The sequence below is a fragment of the Anaerovibrio sp. JC8 genome (genome assembly GCF_002100115.1).
In the GTDB taxonomy this organism is placed as follows: Bacteria; Bacillota; Negativicutes; order Selenomonadales; family Selenomonadaceae; genus Anaerovibrio.
In genome coordinates this window covers 40725-56058 of sequence record NZ_ANBM01000002.1, presented here as the reverse complement: position 1 = coordinate 56058, position 15334 = coordinate 40725, and the positions used below count along the sequence as shown (strand labels likewise).

20 protein-coding genes are annotated in these 15334 nt (G+C 46.6%); all 20 read left to right on the top strand.

Features of this window, described 5'->3' with window-relative positions; genetic code table 11:
- Window positions 1-22: 22 nt before the first annotated feature.
- The 20 genes from kdsB to atpH all read left to right on the top strand — a co-directional run bounded on the left by kdsB (window position 23) and on the right by atpH (window position 15321).
- Window positions 23-769 (top strand): 3-deoxy-manno-octulosonate cytidylyltransferase, encoded by a 747-nt coding sequence (kdsB, locus tag D081_RS01990; protein ID WP_085022653.1) that lies wholly within the window; start codon window positions 23-25, stop codon window positions 767-769.
- 20 nt (window positions 770-789) lie between these two features.
- A complete protein-coding gene (gene kdsA, locus D081_RS01985; RefSeq protein ID WP_027397644.1) occupies window positions 790-1614 on the top strand; it encodes a 3-deoxy-8-phosphooctulonate synthase in 825 nt (274 codons plus the stop codon).
- A 22-nt stretch (window positions 1615-1636) separates the two neighbouring features.
- Window positions 1637-2605 (top strand): SIS domain-containing protein, encoded by a 969-nt coding sequence (locus D081_RS01980; RefSeq protein WP_085022462.1) that lies wholly within the window; start codon window positions 1637-1639, stop codon window positions 2603-2605.
- A 1-nt stretch (window position 2606) separates the two neighbouring features.
- Window positions 2607-3167: an HAD family hydrolase gene (locus tag D081_RS01975; RefSeq protein ID WP_085022461.1), complete on the top strand. Its 561-nt coding sequence runs from the start codon at window positions 2607-2609 to the stop codon at window positions 3165-3167.
- Window positions 3168-3209: 42 nt separating this feature from the next.
- On the top strand, window positions 3210-4124 hold the full coding sequence (locus D081_RS01970; protein WP_085022460.1) for a lysophospholipid acyltransferase family protein: 915 nt from the start codon (window positions 3210-3212) through the stop codon (window positions 4122-4124).
- On the top strand, window positions 4117-4662 hold the full coding sequence (locus D081_RS01965; RefSeq protein WP_085022459.1) for an LPS export ABC transporter periplasmic protein LptC: 546 nt from the start codon (window positions 4117-4119) through the stop codon (window positions 4660-4662). The genes D081_RS01970 and D081_RS01965 overlap by 8 nt, the downstream gene beginning before the upstream one ends.
- A 17-nt stretch (window positions 4663-4679) precedes the next feature.
- Complete coding sequence (locus tag D081_RS01960; RefSeq protein ID WP_233127391.1) at window positions 4680-5372, top strand: LptA/OstA family protein; 693 nt, start codon at window positions 4680-4682, stop codon at window positions 5370-5372.
- A 16-nt stretch (window positions 5373-5388) separates the two neighbouring features.
- Window positions 5389-6108 (top strand): LPS export ABC transporter ATP-binding protein, encoded by a 720-nt coding sequence (lptB, locus tag D081_RS01955; protein WP_085022458.1) that lies wholly within the window; start codon window positions 5389-5391, stop codon window positions 6106-6108.
- Between the two features lie 13 nt (window positions 6109-6121).
- Window positions 6122-7213 carry an LptF/LptG family permease gene (locus tag D081_RS01950; protein WP_085022457.1) on the top strand — a complete coding sequence of 364 codons (1092 nt, stop codon included), beginning with the start codon at window positions 6122-6124 and terminating at the stop codon, window positions 7211-7213.
- Between the two features lie 68 nt (window positions 7214-7281).
- A complete protein-coding gene (locus tag D081_RS01945; protein ID WP_158087523.1) occupies window positions 7282-8490 on the top strand; it encodes a DUF3084 domain-containing protein in 1209 nt (402 codons plus the stop codon).
- A 255-nt stretch (window positions 8491-8745) separates the two neighbouring features.
- Window positions 8746-9171, top strand: a complete 426-nt coding sequence (locus D081_RS01940; RefSeq protein WP_233127390.1) for a pre-16S rRNA-processing nuclease YqgF — start codon at window positions 8746-8748, stop codon at window positions 9169-9171.
- Window positions 9172-9191: 20 nt separating this feature from the next.
- Window positions 9192-9650, top strand: a complete 459-nt coding sequence (locus D081_RS01935) for a dCMP deaminase family protein (protein ID WP_085022455.1) — start codon at window positions 9192-9194, stop codon at window positions 9648-9650.
- Between the two features lie 281 nt (window positions 9651-9931).
- Window positions 9932-10969 (top strand): glycosyltransferase family 4 protein, encoded by a 1038-nt coding sequence (locus D081_RS01930; RefSeq protein ID WP_085022454.1) that lies wholly within the window; start codon window positions 9932-9934, stop codon window positions 10967-10969.
- A 17-nt stretch (window positions 10970-10986) separates the two neighbouring features.
- Window positions 10987-12150 carry a non-hydrolyzing UDP-N-acetylglucosamine 2-epimerase gene (wecB, locus tag D081_RS01925; protein ID WP_198941934.1) on the top strand — a complete coding sequence of 388 codons (1164 nt, stop codon included), beginning with the start codon at window positions 10987-10989 and terminating at the stop codon, window positions 12148-12150.
- A gap of 248 nt (window positions 12151-12398) precedes the next feature.
- Complete coding sequence (locus tag D081_RS01920; protein WP_085022452.1) at window positions 12399-12653, top strand: AtpZ/AtpI family protein; 255 nt, start codon at window positions 12399-12401, stop codon at window positions 12651-12653.
- A gap of 147 nt (window positions 12654-12800) precedes the next feature.
- Window positions 12801-13178, top strand: a complete 378-nt coding sequence (locus D081_RS01915; RefSeq protein WP_085022451.1) for a hypothetical protein — start codon at window positions 12801-12803, stop codon at window positions 13176-13178.
- A gap of 63 nt (window positions 13179-13241) precedes the next feature.
- Window positions 13242-13913: a F0F1 ATP synthase subunit A gene (atpB, locus tag D081_RS01910; protein WP_085022450.1), complete on the top strand. Its 672-nt coding sequence runs from the start codon at window positions 13242-13244 to the stop codon at window positions 13911-13913.
- 71 nt (window positions 13914-13984) lie between these two features.
- Window positions 13985-14239, top strand: a complete 255-nt coding sequence (gene atpE / locus D081_RS01905; protein ID WP_085022449.1) for a F0F1 ATP synthase subunit C — start codon at window positions 13985-13987, stop codon at window positions 14237-14239.
- 42 nt (window positions 14240-14281) lie between these two features.
- A complete protein-coding gene (gene atpF / locus D081_RS01900; RefSeq protein ID WP_085022448.1) occupies window positions 14282-14785 on the top strand; it encodes a F0F1 ATP synthase subunit B in 504 nt (167 codons plus the stop codon).
- Window positions 14779-15321 carry an ATP synthase F1 subunit delta gene (gene atpH, locus D081_RS01895; RefSeq protein ID WP_085022447.1) on the top strand — a complete coding sequence of 181 codons (543 nt, stop codon included), beginning with the start codon at window positions 14779-14781 and terminating at the stop codon, window positions 15319-15321. Before atpF ends, atpH begins: the two co-directional genes overlap by 7 nt.
- Window positions 15322-15334: the final 13 nt, after the last annotated feature.

The window sequence follows — 15334 nt, the reverse complement described above, 5'->3', positions numbered from 1 at the left end:
TTAAAGAGAGGCTGATATGTCAATGAATACACTTTGTGTAATTCCGGCGCGTTTTGCATCTACTCGCCTTCCGGGGAAGCCCCTGGCAGATATATGCGGCAAGCCTATGATTTCCAGGGTTTATGAGCAGGCAGCCAAGGCAAAACGCCTTACGGGAGTTATTGCGGCTGTTGATGATGAGCGGGTTTATGAGGCTGTGGTAAAAAATGGCGGCCAGGCAATGATGACTGCCAAGGACCATCCAACGGGCACAGACCGTTTGGCAGAGGTGGCTGCAGCTCATCCGGAGGCAGAGCTTATTATCAATGTTCAGGGTGATGAGCCTATGATAGAGCCATCCCTTATTGATGAATTGGCAGCAGCCTTTGACGATGACCCGGATTTGCAGATGGCCACAGTGAAGTCACCCATGACCAATTCTGAGGATATCAAAAATCCAAATAATGTTAAGGTGATTACTGATAAAAAGGGCTACGCCCTGTATTTCTCCAGAAGTGTCCTTCCATATCCGAGAGAGGATACGGGGGTCACAGTGTATAAGCACATTGGCATTTATGCATACAAGCGGGATTTTCTGCTCAATTATGCCAAGATGGAACCAACGCCTCTGGAGACCACTGAATCTCTGGAGCAGCTTCGGGCTTTGGAAAATGGCTATAAAATCAAGGTTATCAAAACTGACTTCCATTTCGTTGGAGTGGATACAAAGGAAGATCTGGAAGCAGTAAATAAAGCATATAAACAGCGTTTAGATGGGCAGAATGCCTAAGGAAGAAGGGTGGTAGCATTATGAATACTGTTCAGGTAGGAAATTTTGAAATTGGCAATGGCAAGCCACTGGCTCTGTTGGCTGGCCCATGTGTCCTGGAGGAAATGGACCGTTGTCTGCTGATTGGCCGCACTATCAAGGAAATCTGCGGTAAGCTGGGTATCCCTTATGTTTTCAAGGCTTCTTTTGACAAGGCCAACCGTTCTTCCTTTAACGGTTTTAGAGGTCCTGGCCTGAAAAAGGGTCTGGAGATGTTGCAGCATATCAAGGATGAGCTGCAGGTGCCTATTGTTACTGATATTCACACTGAGGAGCAGGTCAAGCCTGTGGCCAAGGTGGCAGATATTATACAGATTCCGGCTTTTTTGTGCCGTCAGACTGACTTGCTTTACGCTGCTGCCAAGAGCGGTGCCGTGGTAAATGTCAAGAAGGGCCAGTTTATGGCTCCTGCAGATATGCGTAACGTAGTGGATAAGCTCCATGAGGGAGGTTGCTCCCAGATTATGCTTACTGAGCGCGGTGCAACCTTCGGCTACAATAATCTTGTGGTGGATATGCGTGCATTTCCAATTATGCGTTCCTTTGGATATCCTGTAGTATTTGATGGCACTCATAGCGTTCAGCTGCCTGGCGGTGCGGGAACCTGCTCTGCGGGCAATCGCGAGTATGTGCCAAATCTGGTACGGGCTGCTGTGGGCGCTGGTGTTGATGCCCTCTTTATGGAGGTTCATGACAATCCTGAGGAGGCTCTCTGCGACGGTCCAAATATGATTTATCTGGATAAGCTGGAGGAGCTTTTGAAGGATGCCATTGCAATTCATGATATTGTAAGAAAACAGTTGTGATTTTTTGTGAGGCTTGTAGTAAATGATTAAGGATTCTGCAATCGAAACTCTTCGTATTGAAGCCGACTCAGTTTTGAAGCTGATTGATCATGTTGATGAGGAATTTGTGCAGGCAGTTCAGTGTATATTGGAGTGCAAGGCACGGGTAATTATAACCGGTATGGGCAAATCCGGCCACGTGGGCAGAAAGATTGCCGCCAGTCTTGCCAGCACCGGTACACCATCATTTTTCATGCATCCTGCCGAGGCATTTCACGGCGATTTGGGTATGGTTACTGCAGATGATGTGGTTGTAGCTATTTCCAACAGTGGTGAAAGCACGGAGGTAGTTAATATCCTGCCGGTGGTAAAGCGCATTGGTGCCAAAATTATTGCCATGTCAGGCCGTCGGGAATCTGCCCTGGGGCGTAATGCTGATTTCTTTATTGATGTCAGCGTGGAAAAAGAGGCATGTCCTTTGGGGCTGGCGCCTACAGCCAGCACCACGGCAACCCTGGCCATGGGTGATGCCATTACGGTGGCACTCCTTGAGGCCCGTAACTTCACCCGTCAGGATTTTGCACTGTTTCATCCGGGTGGTTCCTTGGGCCGTCGTCTGCTGCTGACAGTGGAAAATGTTATGCACAGTGGTGAGGATAACCCTATTATCCACTACAGTGCTACTGCCAAGGAGGCTCTCTTTATGATGACCGACAAGGGGCTTGGTGCTACCTCCGTGGTGGATGATAATGGCAATTTTATAGGTTTGGTGACAGATGGTGATATCCGTCGCTGTCTTGCCAAGGGCAGTCAGTTTCTGGATGAGCCGGTGGAAGAGCTTATGACCAAAACACCGCAGACTATTTCCAAGGAGAAGCTGGCAGCTTCTGCACTGAGTATTATGGAAAAGCATAAGCCACGTCCGATTACTGTTTTGCCGGTGGTGGATGCTGATAATAAGCCGGTTGGTATTGTGCATTTGACAGACCTTTTGCGTCAGGGAGTTGTATAATATGAAAACGAAAAATGCTGCTTCAACAATTGCCAAGAAAATTAAGATGATTATTTTTGACGTGGATGGAACTCTTACCAATGGCCGTATTTTTATGGGGCCTGAGGGAGAGGCCATGAAGGCTTTTTCAGCCAGGGATGGTATGGGAATTGCCATGGCTCATAAGGCAGGGCTGAAGAGTGCCATTATTACCGGCCGTAGCTCCCGCATTATGTCCAGACGGGCTGATGAGCTGAAATTCACTGCTGTTTACCAGGGGTGTATCGACAAGCGGGGAGCTTACGAGGAGCTTAAGCTTAAATTCTCCCTTAAGGACGATGAGATTGCCTACGTAGGTGATGACATAAATGATATTCCTCTTATTATGCAGGCCGGTTTGGGTTGTGCAGTAGGAGATGCAGTGCCGGAGGTCAGGGAGTTGGCCCAGGTGGTGGCTGATGCCCAGGGAGGCAATGGTGCGGTTCGGGAGATTATTGAGTTTATACTGAAGGAGCAGGGGAAATGGGATTCCCTTGTGGGAACATTTATTGGAAAAAAACCAGTTGACGGTGTGGGTCAATAAATATATTATTCTTTGTTATAGGGATAGGAGATTTGGATTTTTATGGTATACAAGCTTCTTATGTTTCTGAGCTGGGTGTCATGCAGAACCCCTTACAGCTGGCTTATGGCAGCGGGCAAGGGCTTGGGCATCCTGTATTACAAATTAATAAAGAAACAGAGAAATCTGGCGATTAAGCAGATGAGAGAATCCTTGAAAGTTTCTCAGGAAGAGGCTGAGAAGCTGGTTCGGGAATCCTTCATCAATATGGGCCGCAATTTCTTTGAAGTGTTGTATATGCCAGCCCTTAACAAGGAAAATTTTAAAAAGCATATTGAAATCGACCATCTGGAAAGGATGGAGGCGGCTTTGGCAGAAAAGCACGGCGTTGTTGTCCTGACAGGTCATGTGGGTAACTGGGAGTGGCTGTCAGCGGCCTTTACCATGAACGATATGCCTGTCAGTGCTATTGCCAAGCCACAGCCGAATATGGATTATACCAATGCCCTGAATGATTTGCGGGCGACTATTGATGTAGAGATTTTCTCCCGGGGTACCAGTGAGCTTCTGGCTGCTGCCAAGGCCCTGAAAAAAGGGAGAATATTAGGATTTTTGGCCGATCAGGATGCTGGTCCTGGTGGCGCTTTTATTGAATTTTTGGGCAAGACGGCTTCTACTCCTATGGGAGCTGCTGTATTTGCCAAGAAGTTCAATTCACCGATTTTGCCAGCCTTTATTCTTCGCCAGCCGGATGGCCATCACAAGGTTGTAATCGGAGAGGTTCTTCGATATGAGGATACCGGCGACAGCGACAAGGATTTATTCGATTTGACCTATAAGATGACTAAAATTCTTGAAAAAATTATTATTGAAAATCCGACTCAGTGGCTTTGGTTCCAGAAGCGTTGGAATACAGCCCCTGAGCAGAAGGTGCAGAAGCATCATATAGTAAAAACAGAGGTAGCAAGTGATGAATAAAAAAGGGAAGGCCTTAATAGGCATTGTGTCAGCCTTGCTGGTAATCCTCATTGTCTGGGCAGTCAATAGTATACCGGAGCCACCTGGTGATGGCGGTGAACTGGACAAGCGTGTTGTAAATTTTGACGGCAATACTATCCGCGAGGAAAAGGACGGCAGGGTTATATGGACTGTTACAGCTGAAAGTATTGATATGGATATTGATACCAAGGATGTTTTTCTCAAGGATATGAAGGCAGTTTATAACTTTGAGGATGGCCGGAATGTAGAACTGAGGGCGGCCAAGGCTATTTATCGTGACAAGACACACAATCTGGAAATCCTCGATGGTGTGGAGGGACAGTCCAGTGATGGCGGCAAGTTTTCCTGCAAGGAAGTGGAATGGCTCCATGATAAGGATATGCTGGTCATGAAGGGTGAAGCCAAAATAGATTATGAGCAGGCCCATGTAAAAGCTTCCGGTGACCGTATTGAAAGCTCCGATGGCTTCAATAAGTTTAAGGTTATAGGCAAGGCACATCTGGAAAAGGGCAATTGACAATAGGAGATTAAGCTATGAGCATGAGATTAAATATAAAAAAAGCCATCGTTATGGCTGGTATTGCTACTATGGCAGTAACAGGTACCATCTATGCGGCTGAAACCAATGAGCCGGCCACTTTGGACGCGGAAGAGGTTGAGTATGATATGAGGACCGGTCAGGCCAGTGCCAGAGGCAATGTGGTTATGACCAAGGGTAATGCCACTGTTACGGGGGATTATGCCGAGTATAATTCCAATACCCAGGAGGGAAAGTTCAGTGGCAATGTTGTGGCTACCAAGGATGATATGCGGGTTACTGCTGAGCTGGTAACAACCGATGGCAAGGACCATTTAGTTGCCCAGGGGGCGGTGAATGGTATAAAGGCCGATACCCATTTTATTGGTCCGCGGGTGGAATATTTCCAGCAGGATGAGTATGTGCTCATTCCGTCAGGCGGCAGCATTACCTCTGCTGATGGTACTTTTAAGGCAGACCTTATTCGCGGCTTCATGAAGGAAGATCATTTTGTGGGCAGTGGCAATGCCCATATGGTAAGTCCGAAGAATAACATGGAAGCCGGCGGTGACCAAGTGGATTATTGGGGCAAGGAACAGGGAAAGGCGGTTATTACCGGCAATGCCTGGGCCGTGCAGGACAACAACACTATGAAAAGCAAAAAGCTTACAGTATATTTGGCTGATGACGGCAAGGCGTCTGTTAAATAATTAGGAGGTCTATTCAGTGCATATAGAGGCCAAAAATTTAGTAAAGACATTTAAAAAGCGCAACGTGGTAGATGGTATTTCCTTGACGGTAAGCAAGGGAGAGATCGTAGGCCTGTTGGGACCAAATGGTGCCGGTAAGACTACCACTTTCTATATGATAGTAGGCTTGGAGAAGCCAACCAATGGTGAGGTATATTTATCTGATGTGCCTATTGGTGATATGCCTATGTATAAGCGTTCACGGCTGGGTATAAGCTACCTCGCCCAGGAAGCATCTATTTTCCGCAGCCTGACGGTGGAGGAAAATATAATGGCTATTCTGGAGGGAACCATTAAGGATAAGGACGCCCGGAAAAAGCGGGTCCAGCAGTTGCTGGAGGAGTTCCATGTATCCCACGTCATTGACCGTTTGGGTACTGAGCTGTCCGGTGGTGAGCGCCGCCGGGTGGAGATTGCCCGCTGCCTGGCTTTGGAGCCACAGTTTATCCTTCTGGATGAGCCCTTTGCCGGGGTTGACCCGCTGGCAGTAGCAGATATTCAGGGAATTATTAAGTACCTGAAGGAACGTGGCATGGGCATTCTTATTACAGACCACAATGTAAGAGAGACCCTGCACATCGTTGACAGGGCCTACATCCTCAATAATGGTAAAATCCTTCTTGAGGGTGACAGCAATACCATAGCAAACAGTGAACTTGCCAAGAAATTCTATCTTGGTGATGACTTTACATTATAATAGGGGTAGGAAGATGCAGATTCGAATTTTAGATAAATACATATTTAAAGAGGTTTTTAAGACCTTTATATTTGGTATATGTGCATTTTCTGCTGTTTTTATTGGTTCGGGAACCCTGTTCCGTATTGCACAGTACATTACTGAATACGGTGCTTCGCTGACTTCTGTGGCCAAGATTTTCGTACTTAGCCTGCCGGGCGTAGTGATTTGGACCTTCCCTATGTCCATGTTGTTGTCCGGCCTGCTGACCATAGGCCGCCTGTCCGGCAACAGTGAGATAACTGCCATGAAGTCCTGTGGTGTCAGCTTCTATCGCATTGCGGCACCGGCTATTGTTTTGGGTGCCTTTGTAAGCGTATTTGCTGTCTATTTCAGTGAATATGTGGTGCCATGGTCCAACGAGGCCTACAGCAATGTTCTGAACTATGAAATCAGGGGAAACTTGGCACCTCAGTCTCAGGAGCATATTATCATTAAGGACATTAAAAACGGCAATATTGAAAACCTGATTTATGCCCGTCAGTATGATGCTGTTACCAATAAAATGTTGGGTATTACCATGCAGTCCTTTGAAAAAGGGGAGCTGAGCCATGTGGAAAATGCGGAGTACGCTGAATGGAAGGATAATCAGTGGACCATGCATCAGGGGATTATTTATGATGTATCCAGTGGCGAGTCTCGTCATACCATGCATTTTGACAGTCAGGTTCTGCCGGTAAATGAAAGTCCTAAGGAAATTGTCCGGGAGCAGAAGAAACCAGAAGAAATGTCCATGGCTGAGCTGACGGCCCAGATTGAGATTATGAAGAGCCAGTATGTTAATACTGCCAAGCTGGAAACTGAGCTTTATCAGCGCATAACCATTCCTATGGCCAGCCTTATATTTACATTGGTGGCAGTTCCGTTGGGGATGCAGCCAAACCGTAACAGCTCTTCCCGGGGCTTTGTTATCAGCATAATAATTATCTTTATTTATTACAGTATGATGACCATGGCGGGAGCAATCGCCCAGGGAGGTACCGTTCCACCAATTATTGCTGTATGGCTGCCTAATATTGTGGGACTTATAGCTGGTGGCTGGCTCATGCATAGGGCGTCAAGATAATTGGAATAATTACACAAAATGACAAATTATTTTGTTGATAGTTTATTGAGAAAGGGAGTGACTTCGCCGTGTATGGTCTGTTTTTGATTGTGGTTCTGGTAGTAGTTGGCGGAGCCATAGCCTTTATTGGTGATAGACTGGGGTCCAAGGTGGGCAAGAAAAAGCTGACTATTTTTGGACTCAGACCGAAGCATACTTCTGTTTTGGTGACTATTCTTACGGGTATCAGCATTACCACCATGACCTTGGCAGTAATGACCACGGTATCTGATAATGTTCGTACTGCCCTTTTTGGCATGGAAAAGCTTCAGCAGACCATGGCCCTTACGGAAACCCGTTTGGCGGCTGCTTCCAGGGAGCTGGAAAATGCCAAGGCAGAGCAGTCCAAAACTGAAGCAGCTTTGGCCACTACCCGTGATGATTTGAACCAGCTGATGGATCAGCGCCGTGCCTTGGAGGAAAGGGCCGATGAGCTTCAGCGGGGCAATGATATGCTGGAGGCTGCCAAGGCTGAGCTTATGGCGGAAAATAATAACCTGGTTGCCAAAAATCATGGGCTGGCTGATGATAATGCCAAGCTGGTGGATGACAACAAGCACCTGGAGGACAGAAATGCCAGCCTGACCACCGGTATACAGATTATGCGGGAGGGTGATATTACCTTCCGGGCCGGTGAGGTTCTGTCAGGTGGTGTGGTTAAATGTGGCCGCAGTCCTGAGGAGACCATGAATGACCTGCGAATGCTTACAGATATTGCCAGGGAAAATATTGCCCGTCGGCTAGGTGACAAGGCTACAGAGCAGGAAAAGCAGATTTGGATTTTGGAGACAGATTATCAATATGCTTCCCGGATTATTTCTGAAAGTAAGGACGATATGATTGTCCGTATAGTCTCTATTGGCAATCTGGTTCGTGGTGAGGATGTCCGTACTGTATTGCAGCTGTATCGCAATAAGCGGGTATTTAATGACGGTGAGCTCATTGCCACCAGGAGTATCCATGTTGATGCCAACAAGGATGATGCTGTGGATTCGGAGATAACCAGATTCCTTCAGGAGGTTAATGGCATTGCAACCCAAAAGGGAGTGCTGCCTGACCCTCTTTCTGGCAATGTGGGACTTATTGAGGGCGAGGAAATTTACAACGCCATCAATGGCCTGAAGGCTGCCCACGGCAATGCAACTATATATGCTTACGCCAAGGGGGCCTGTGAGGTATTCGGGCCGTTGAGGATTAAACTGAAGATTATAGCCTCCGGAGTTATTGGTGCATTTTAAAATACTGAAAAAAATTTACATAGGGCAGATACTGTTGCCTTTCGCTCAGTTTCGATGCTAAAAATATTTTTTGCATTAAAATTAACAGCAAGAAAAATCCGAACTCGCTTCGCCCCTACGGGACTAGCTGCGCGTCGCTCAAACAGCGGGTGTTTTCTCGCTGTGTAAGTACGCAAAAACTATTTTCTTACGCTTCGAAACTTAATGCTTAAGGCAATCAGCATCTGCCCTTGACAATATATAGGAGTATTTGTTTTGAGTACGAAATTGATTGGAAAAACTATATTATCTGTTGACCCGGGACGGGATAAATGCGGTGTGGCTGCATTGAACATAGACGGGACAGTCCTTTACCAGCGGGTGGTGGAGACTGCAGCCATGCCTGGAAAAATTAGCCGTTTGAAGAGAGAGTATGAAGCTGATATACTTGTAATTGGTAATGGTACAACCTCCAGTGAGGCCCAGGAACATATTAAAGGTGAATGTCCGGAGCTGCAGATAGTGGAGATGGACGAGTACTTTACTACCCAGCTGGCCCGCCGTGAATACTGGAAGGTAAAACCGCCAAGGGGATGGCGGAAGCTGTTGCCAACCAGTATGCAGGAGCCACCGGAGCCGGTGGATGATTTTGTGGCGGTTATTTTGGCTAGAAGGTATTTGGAAGAGCATAGTAAAAAGTGATCAGAGAAGGGGAGAAAGAAATGGCTGATGCGTCAAAAAGACCTGAATGGAATGATTATTTTCTTGATATTTCCAAGGCAGTGGGCAAGCGCTCCACCTGTCTTAGACGTAAATATGGGGCAATTATCGTAAAGGATAAGATAATTATCAGTACCGGCTACAACGGAGCTCCCCGGGGAGAGGCCAACTGTATAGACACGGGGCTTTGCGAGCGTCAGCGTCTTGGTATCAAGCCGGGACAGAATTATGAGCTGTGTGTGGCAGTTCATGCGGAGCAGAATGCCATTATTAATGGTGATCCGGAAAAGATGAAGGGAGCTACGGCCTATATTGTAGGCTATAATGCAGATGGCACTTTGGCCAGTGGCAAGCCATGCCTCCTTTGCCGCCGTATGCTGAGAAACGCCATGCTGGACAAGGTTATTTATCTTGAATCGGATGGTTCCACGGTGGAAGTGGCTCCTAAAGATATAGAGTAAGCGAAGGACTGAGGCTGATTATTGGAACAATTAGGACATGGGACGTTAAGAAACTCTTATGTCCGTACCTTGATTATAGTGGAAAAAATCATTTGTTTGAGCGAAGCGAGTTATGATTTTTTTCACTATATAATCGGACAAAAAGCTTTAGGCACATGGCCGACGTGACAATAAGCAGTCTCAGCCTTTTGAGGTTCAGAATCCCTGCTTTTTATCCTGTTGACATAGTGAATTTCGTGCAGTAAAATTGGTATGTTCTAAAGAAAGCAGGTGACTTTTTTATGCCGAATTTTATTTGGGCATTGTTGATTGCACTGGTGGTATCCCTTGTGATTACTCCGGTGGTTATAATTTTTGCAGATAAAACTGGTGCCATGGATGCACCGGATGCCAGAAAGGTTCATCAAAAGCCAATCCCACGTATTGGCGGATTGGGTATGTATATTGCCTTTATGGCCGGTGTGCTGGGCACCCTGCAGCTGGACCTTTTGCCGGAGGATGTGCGCTCCGGGGTAATCGGTCTGCTGGTGGGCAGCACCCTGATTGTGATTCTTGGCCTGGTGGATGATTATAAAAATCTTCCGCCAAAGGTGAAGCTCCTGGGACAGATAGTGGCTGCCGGGGTGCTGGTGGCCTTTGGAGTTCAGATTGACTTCATAGCTGATCCTTTTGGTGATTATTTCTATCTCGAATATTTTGCCGTTCCGGCTACTATCTTTTGGATTGTTGGCCTGACCAATACAGTGAACCTTATTGATGGACTGGATGGTTTAGCTGCAGGCGTGGCAACCATTGCCTCCATCACTATTCTGCTGGTGGCAATTCAGAACGAATTTTTCCTGGTGACCGTTGTTACAGCTGCGTTGGCTGGAGCAGCTATCGGTTTTCTGTGGTATAATTTCAACCCGGCCAAGATTTTCATGGGGGATACAGGCAGTATGCTCCTGGGCTTTGTGTTGGCTGGTATTTCTGTAATTGGTGCTGTAAAGAGTGCAGCTACCATTGCTTTGATCGTGCCTATTTTGGCTCTGGGTGTGCCAATTCTTGATACGTCCTTTGCCATTATCCGCCGTTATCGGGGCGGTGTGCCTATTTTTAAGCCTGATAAGGGACATCTCCACCATCGTTTGCTGGATATGGGCTTTAATCAGCGTCAGGCCGTGCTGCTGATGTATATTATCAGTGCCATGCTGGGCCTCAGTGCCGTGCTTTTAAATGAAGTATCCGGAGGAATAGCCATTGCTATCGTTATTGCGGTCGTTTTGGTTGTATTTTTAGGTGCGAAAAAATTGGGCATTCTCAGAATGAAGAACCCTTAATTGTGCGGAAGGAGAGAATGATGGGTAAGAAAATAAAAGTAATGACCGTGTTTGGTACCCGTCCAGAAGCAATAAAAATGGCTCCGGTAGTGCTGGAGCTGGCCAAACATCCTGAGGAAATTCAGCCGGTGGTGGCAGTTACTGCCCAGCATCGTGATATGCTGGACCAGGTGTTGAATCTTTTTCATATAAGGCCTGACTACGACCTGGATATCATGGCCGCCGGTCAGACATTATTTGATATTACCACCAGGGCCATGATGGGCCTGGACAAGGTGCTGCAGAAGGAAAAGCCTGACATCGTGCTGGTACATGGTGATACTACTACTACCTTTGCGGGGGCTTTGGCTGCGTATTATCATCAGACTGCAGTAGGCCACGTGGAAGCTGGCCTCAGAACTCATAACAAGTATTCGCCATTCCCTGAGGAAATGAACCGCAAGCTGACCGGCTCCATTGCCGATATGCACTTTGCGCCTACCAATACTTCCGAGAACAATCTGTTGGCTGAATCCATTGACAAGGATGGCATTTATGTAACCGGCAATACGGTTATTGATGCTCTCCATAAGACTGTGCGTGATGATTTCGTATTTGAAAACGAAACCCTGCAGAAGATTGATTACAAAAACAAGCGGATTATTTTGGTTACCACCCACCGCCGTGAGAATCTTGGTGAACCAATGCGCAATGTATACAAGGCTCTGCGTCAGCTCACTGAGGAATTTGAAGACGTGGAGATTGTGTTCCCTGTACATAAGAACCCTAAGGTTCGGGAAGTTGTTAAGGCAGAGCTGGGAGGCCATGATAAGGTTTACCTTATCGATCCATTGGACTATGAGCCATTTGCCAACCTTATGCACAGAGCTTACATGATTCTTACTGACTCCGGCGGAGTGCAGGAGGAGGCTCCGGCCCTGGGCAAGCCTGTACTGGTGCTTCGTGATACCACTGAGCGTCCAGAGGCTGTAGAGGCTGGCACTGTTAAGCTAATTGGCACTGATGAAAAGGTAGTATATGATGAAGCCAAAAAGCTTCTGACTGATGTCAAAGAGTACAACAGCATGGCTGAGGCCTGCAACCCATATGGTGATGGTCAGGCATCCCGCCGCATCGTGGAAGCCATTCTCCATAAGTATGGCAAGGGTCATGCAAAGCCGGACCGCTTTGTAGCAAAATAATTGTGTTTAGGAGACTGTTTTATAGCAGTCTCTTTTTTATTTAAATAGCTTATAATGCCTCAGTAAACCGCTCGCGTTCCCCTGAGCACTCCAATTTGAAAACATCATAAATGGAAATTATGAAAATATTAATATGAAATTATTTTCATAAATTTCACAGAATTGTTTCACAATTAACAATAATTTGCTATAATTACAAATGTTGCAAGTGTTGTAGATATTTCAAGGGCCAAAGGCAGGTGAAGCACATGAAGGCGGCGAATAATCACGATGATGAGCATAAGGAGAAGGAAGCCAGCGGGCTGGCTCAGGCTCTGAAGGCCTTCGGTGTTTTAGGCGGCGTAGGGATTTTCTTCGCGGTAGTCATGGGAATATGTATTTTCCTGGGAGCTATGGCAGATGAATTTCTGGGCCTTGAATACGGAGGAAAGCTGACGGGGATCGTCCTTGGATTTCCCATTGCTTTTTATCTGACCTACAAGCAGCTTAAAGGCATAATTTAAGCCGTATTCATGGGATTTTCTTTTATGAAAATTAGATGAATACAGTAACCATTTATGCTATAATTATTCTGTATCGGAATAATTCCGGTGCAGAGCAATACTATATTCAACGAAGACGGGTAAATAAAAACTTGTCGGAGGAGGAATATGCGGGAAGTTATATTGACTAACATCATCAGGATGTTAAAGATACTGGGAATTTTGACCGCTATGGCGGCGGTTTCTCTCCTGGTATATCAGCAGATAGTCCTGCTCTGTGGACTGGCAGCCGGTTATCTTATGGGCTTTGTCTGGTATGGAGTTATGCTGGGGCGACTGTGGCGCAGCTCTGAAATGACTGTGGCACAGGCGAAAAGCACCATGGCAATGGGACTTATTTTACGGTTGGTGCTGCTTTTGGTTGTGTTGGGTGTGGCCATTCAGATTTCGGTGGAACAGTTTGCGGCTGTTGTCGTAGGCTTCGCCATTGTTTATTTATTGGGAATGGTTCTGCTGATACAGACCAACTACAGCAGGTATCTGTAAGTCAATGTAAATTCTCATGTTGTGTTTGGCATGTGCCAGACACATTAGAAGGGGGTATAGGTTATGCACGAAATCGGTGTTCGCGAAACAGTGCAGTTTGCCGGACTGACCTTCAATTGGGAGACACTGGTGATGACCTGGATTTGTATGGCGATTTGCTTAATCATTGCTGTACTGGCTACCAGGAACCTCAAGATGGTACCAACGGGTACCCAGAATGTGGTTGAAGCACTCATAGTGTGGCTCAGAGAACAGGTTGCGACCAATCTTGGTCCAAAGGGCGATTTCCTTTGTCCTTTGATCGTAACCCTGTTTTTGTTCCTGATTGTGGCAAACTGGTGGGGCCTGGTTCCAACCATGGCGTCGCCGACAAACGACCTGAACACCACATTTGGTTTGGCTCTCCTCATTGTGTTGATTGTGCATGTATTGGGACTTTACATGAAGGGAATGCATTATATCAAGCATTTCTTCCAGCCGTTCCCAATCTTTGTGGTTATCAACGTAATCGAAGAAGTAGCAAAACCAATCACACTGGCCTTCCGTCTATTCGGTAACATTTTGGCAGGTGAGATTCTCATCATCATCCTGCTGAAGCTGGTACCAATCTGGATGCCAATTCCATCAGTAATATGGCTGGCTTTCAGTATATTCATCGGCGGAGTTCAGGCCTTTATCTTCACAAGCCTTTCTATGGCTTACCTTGCAAACGCTGTTAAGGATAGTGAAGAGTAATGGCTGTGGTTGCGAAATTTTAAACGTAACTGTTACAGCGAGATTTGTTCAAATTTAAGGAGGATTATCAAATGGAAAATGCAATTATGGTAGCGGCAGCTATGATCGGTGTAGGTATTATCATGGGTTTGGCAGCAGTTGGCGCAGCTCTTGGTGACTCTTTGGTAACCAGTAAGTTCATTGAGGGTCTGACCCGTCAGCCTGAGGCTAAGAATGCACTCTTCACTAACACCCTGATCTCCGTAGGTCTGATCGAGGCTATGTGTATTATCGCAACCGTTATCGCGTTGATTATGCTCTACGCTAACCCACTTCTCACCAAATAATAAAGCTTTTGGGTGACGTGATAAGTAGAGGAGGTAATATAATTGATAGATATAAACGCAACATTACTTGCGCAGATGCTGAACTTCCTTCTCTTGGTTATTCTTCTCCGCGTAGTAGCTTATAAGCCTATCGTCAAGATGCTCAAGGAGCGCGAGGAAAGAATCGCTGACAGCATTAAAAAGGCTGACGACGATGCCGCGGCTGCCGAGGCTACCCTGAAACAGTATCAGGACCAGTTGGCCGGCGCCCGGGTTAAGGCTCAGGAAATCATCGACAAGGCAGAAAAGCGTACTCGTGAGGATCATGAGGCCAGCATGCAGACAACCAGAGCTGAGATCGATCAGATGAAGCATGCAGCCCAGCAGGAAATTCAGAGGGAACGCGCTCTGGCAGTTGAAAAACTCAAGGGTCAGGTTGCTGCACTCTCCATTGCCGCAGCTGAGAAAATCGTTTCCAAGAATATCGATGCTGCTGAGAATGAAGCACTTATCAAGGAGTTTATCGACCAGCTCGATAAGGACAAGATTGGTGATTTGCCATGTTAAATATACAGCTTGCCCGTAAATACGGGGTTGCAATCTTTGAGATTGCCAAAGAAGAAAATGAGCTTGAGAAATACGGAAAAGAGCTTACCCAGGTAAGCCAGGATCTGTTTTCCCAGGCTGATCTTAAGGGCTTCCTGACCAACCCGCAGGTACAGCCTCAAGCCAAGAAAGATCTCATTACCAAGCTTTTAAAGGGTGAGATTTCTGACTTGATGTTTAAGTTTTTGCTGCTTCTGGTGGACAAGCGTCGTATTGTATTGCTGGAGGCCATTAACGAGTGCTATCAGGAACTGTCCAATAAGGCACAGGGCATTGTAATCGCTGATGTGACCAGTGCATTTGATTTGAAGGCAGAACTCAAGGCAAGTCTTGGCAGCAAATTGGAAGAAGTGACCGGCAAGAAGGTACAGCTCCGCATGCACGAGGATAAGAAAATCATCGGCGGCGTGGTTGTAAAAATCGGTGACAGGCGCATCGATGGCAGTGTAACCGGTCGTTTGCAGGCACTCAAGGCTGAATTGATGGCAAGTAATTGAGAAATTGGGGTGA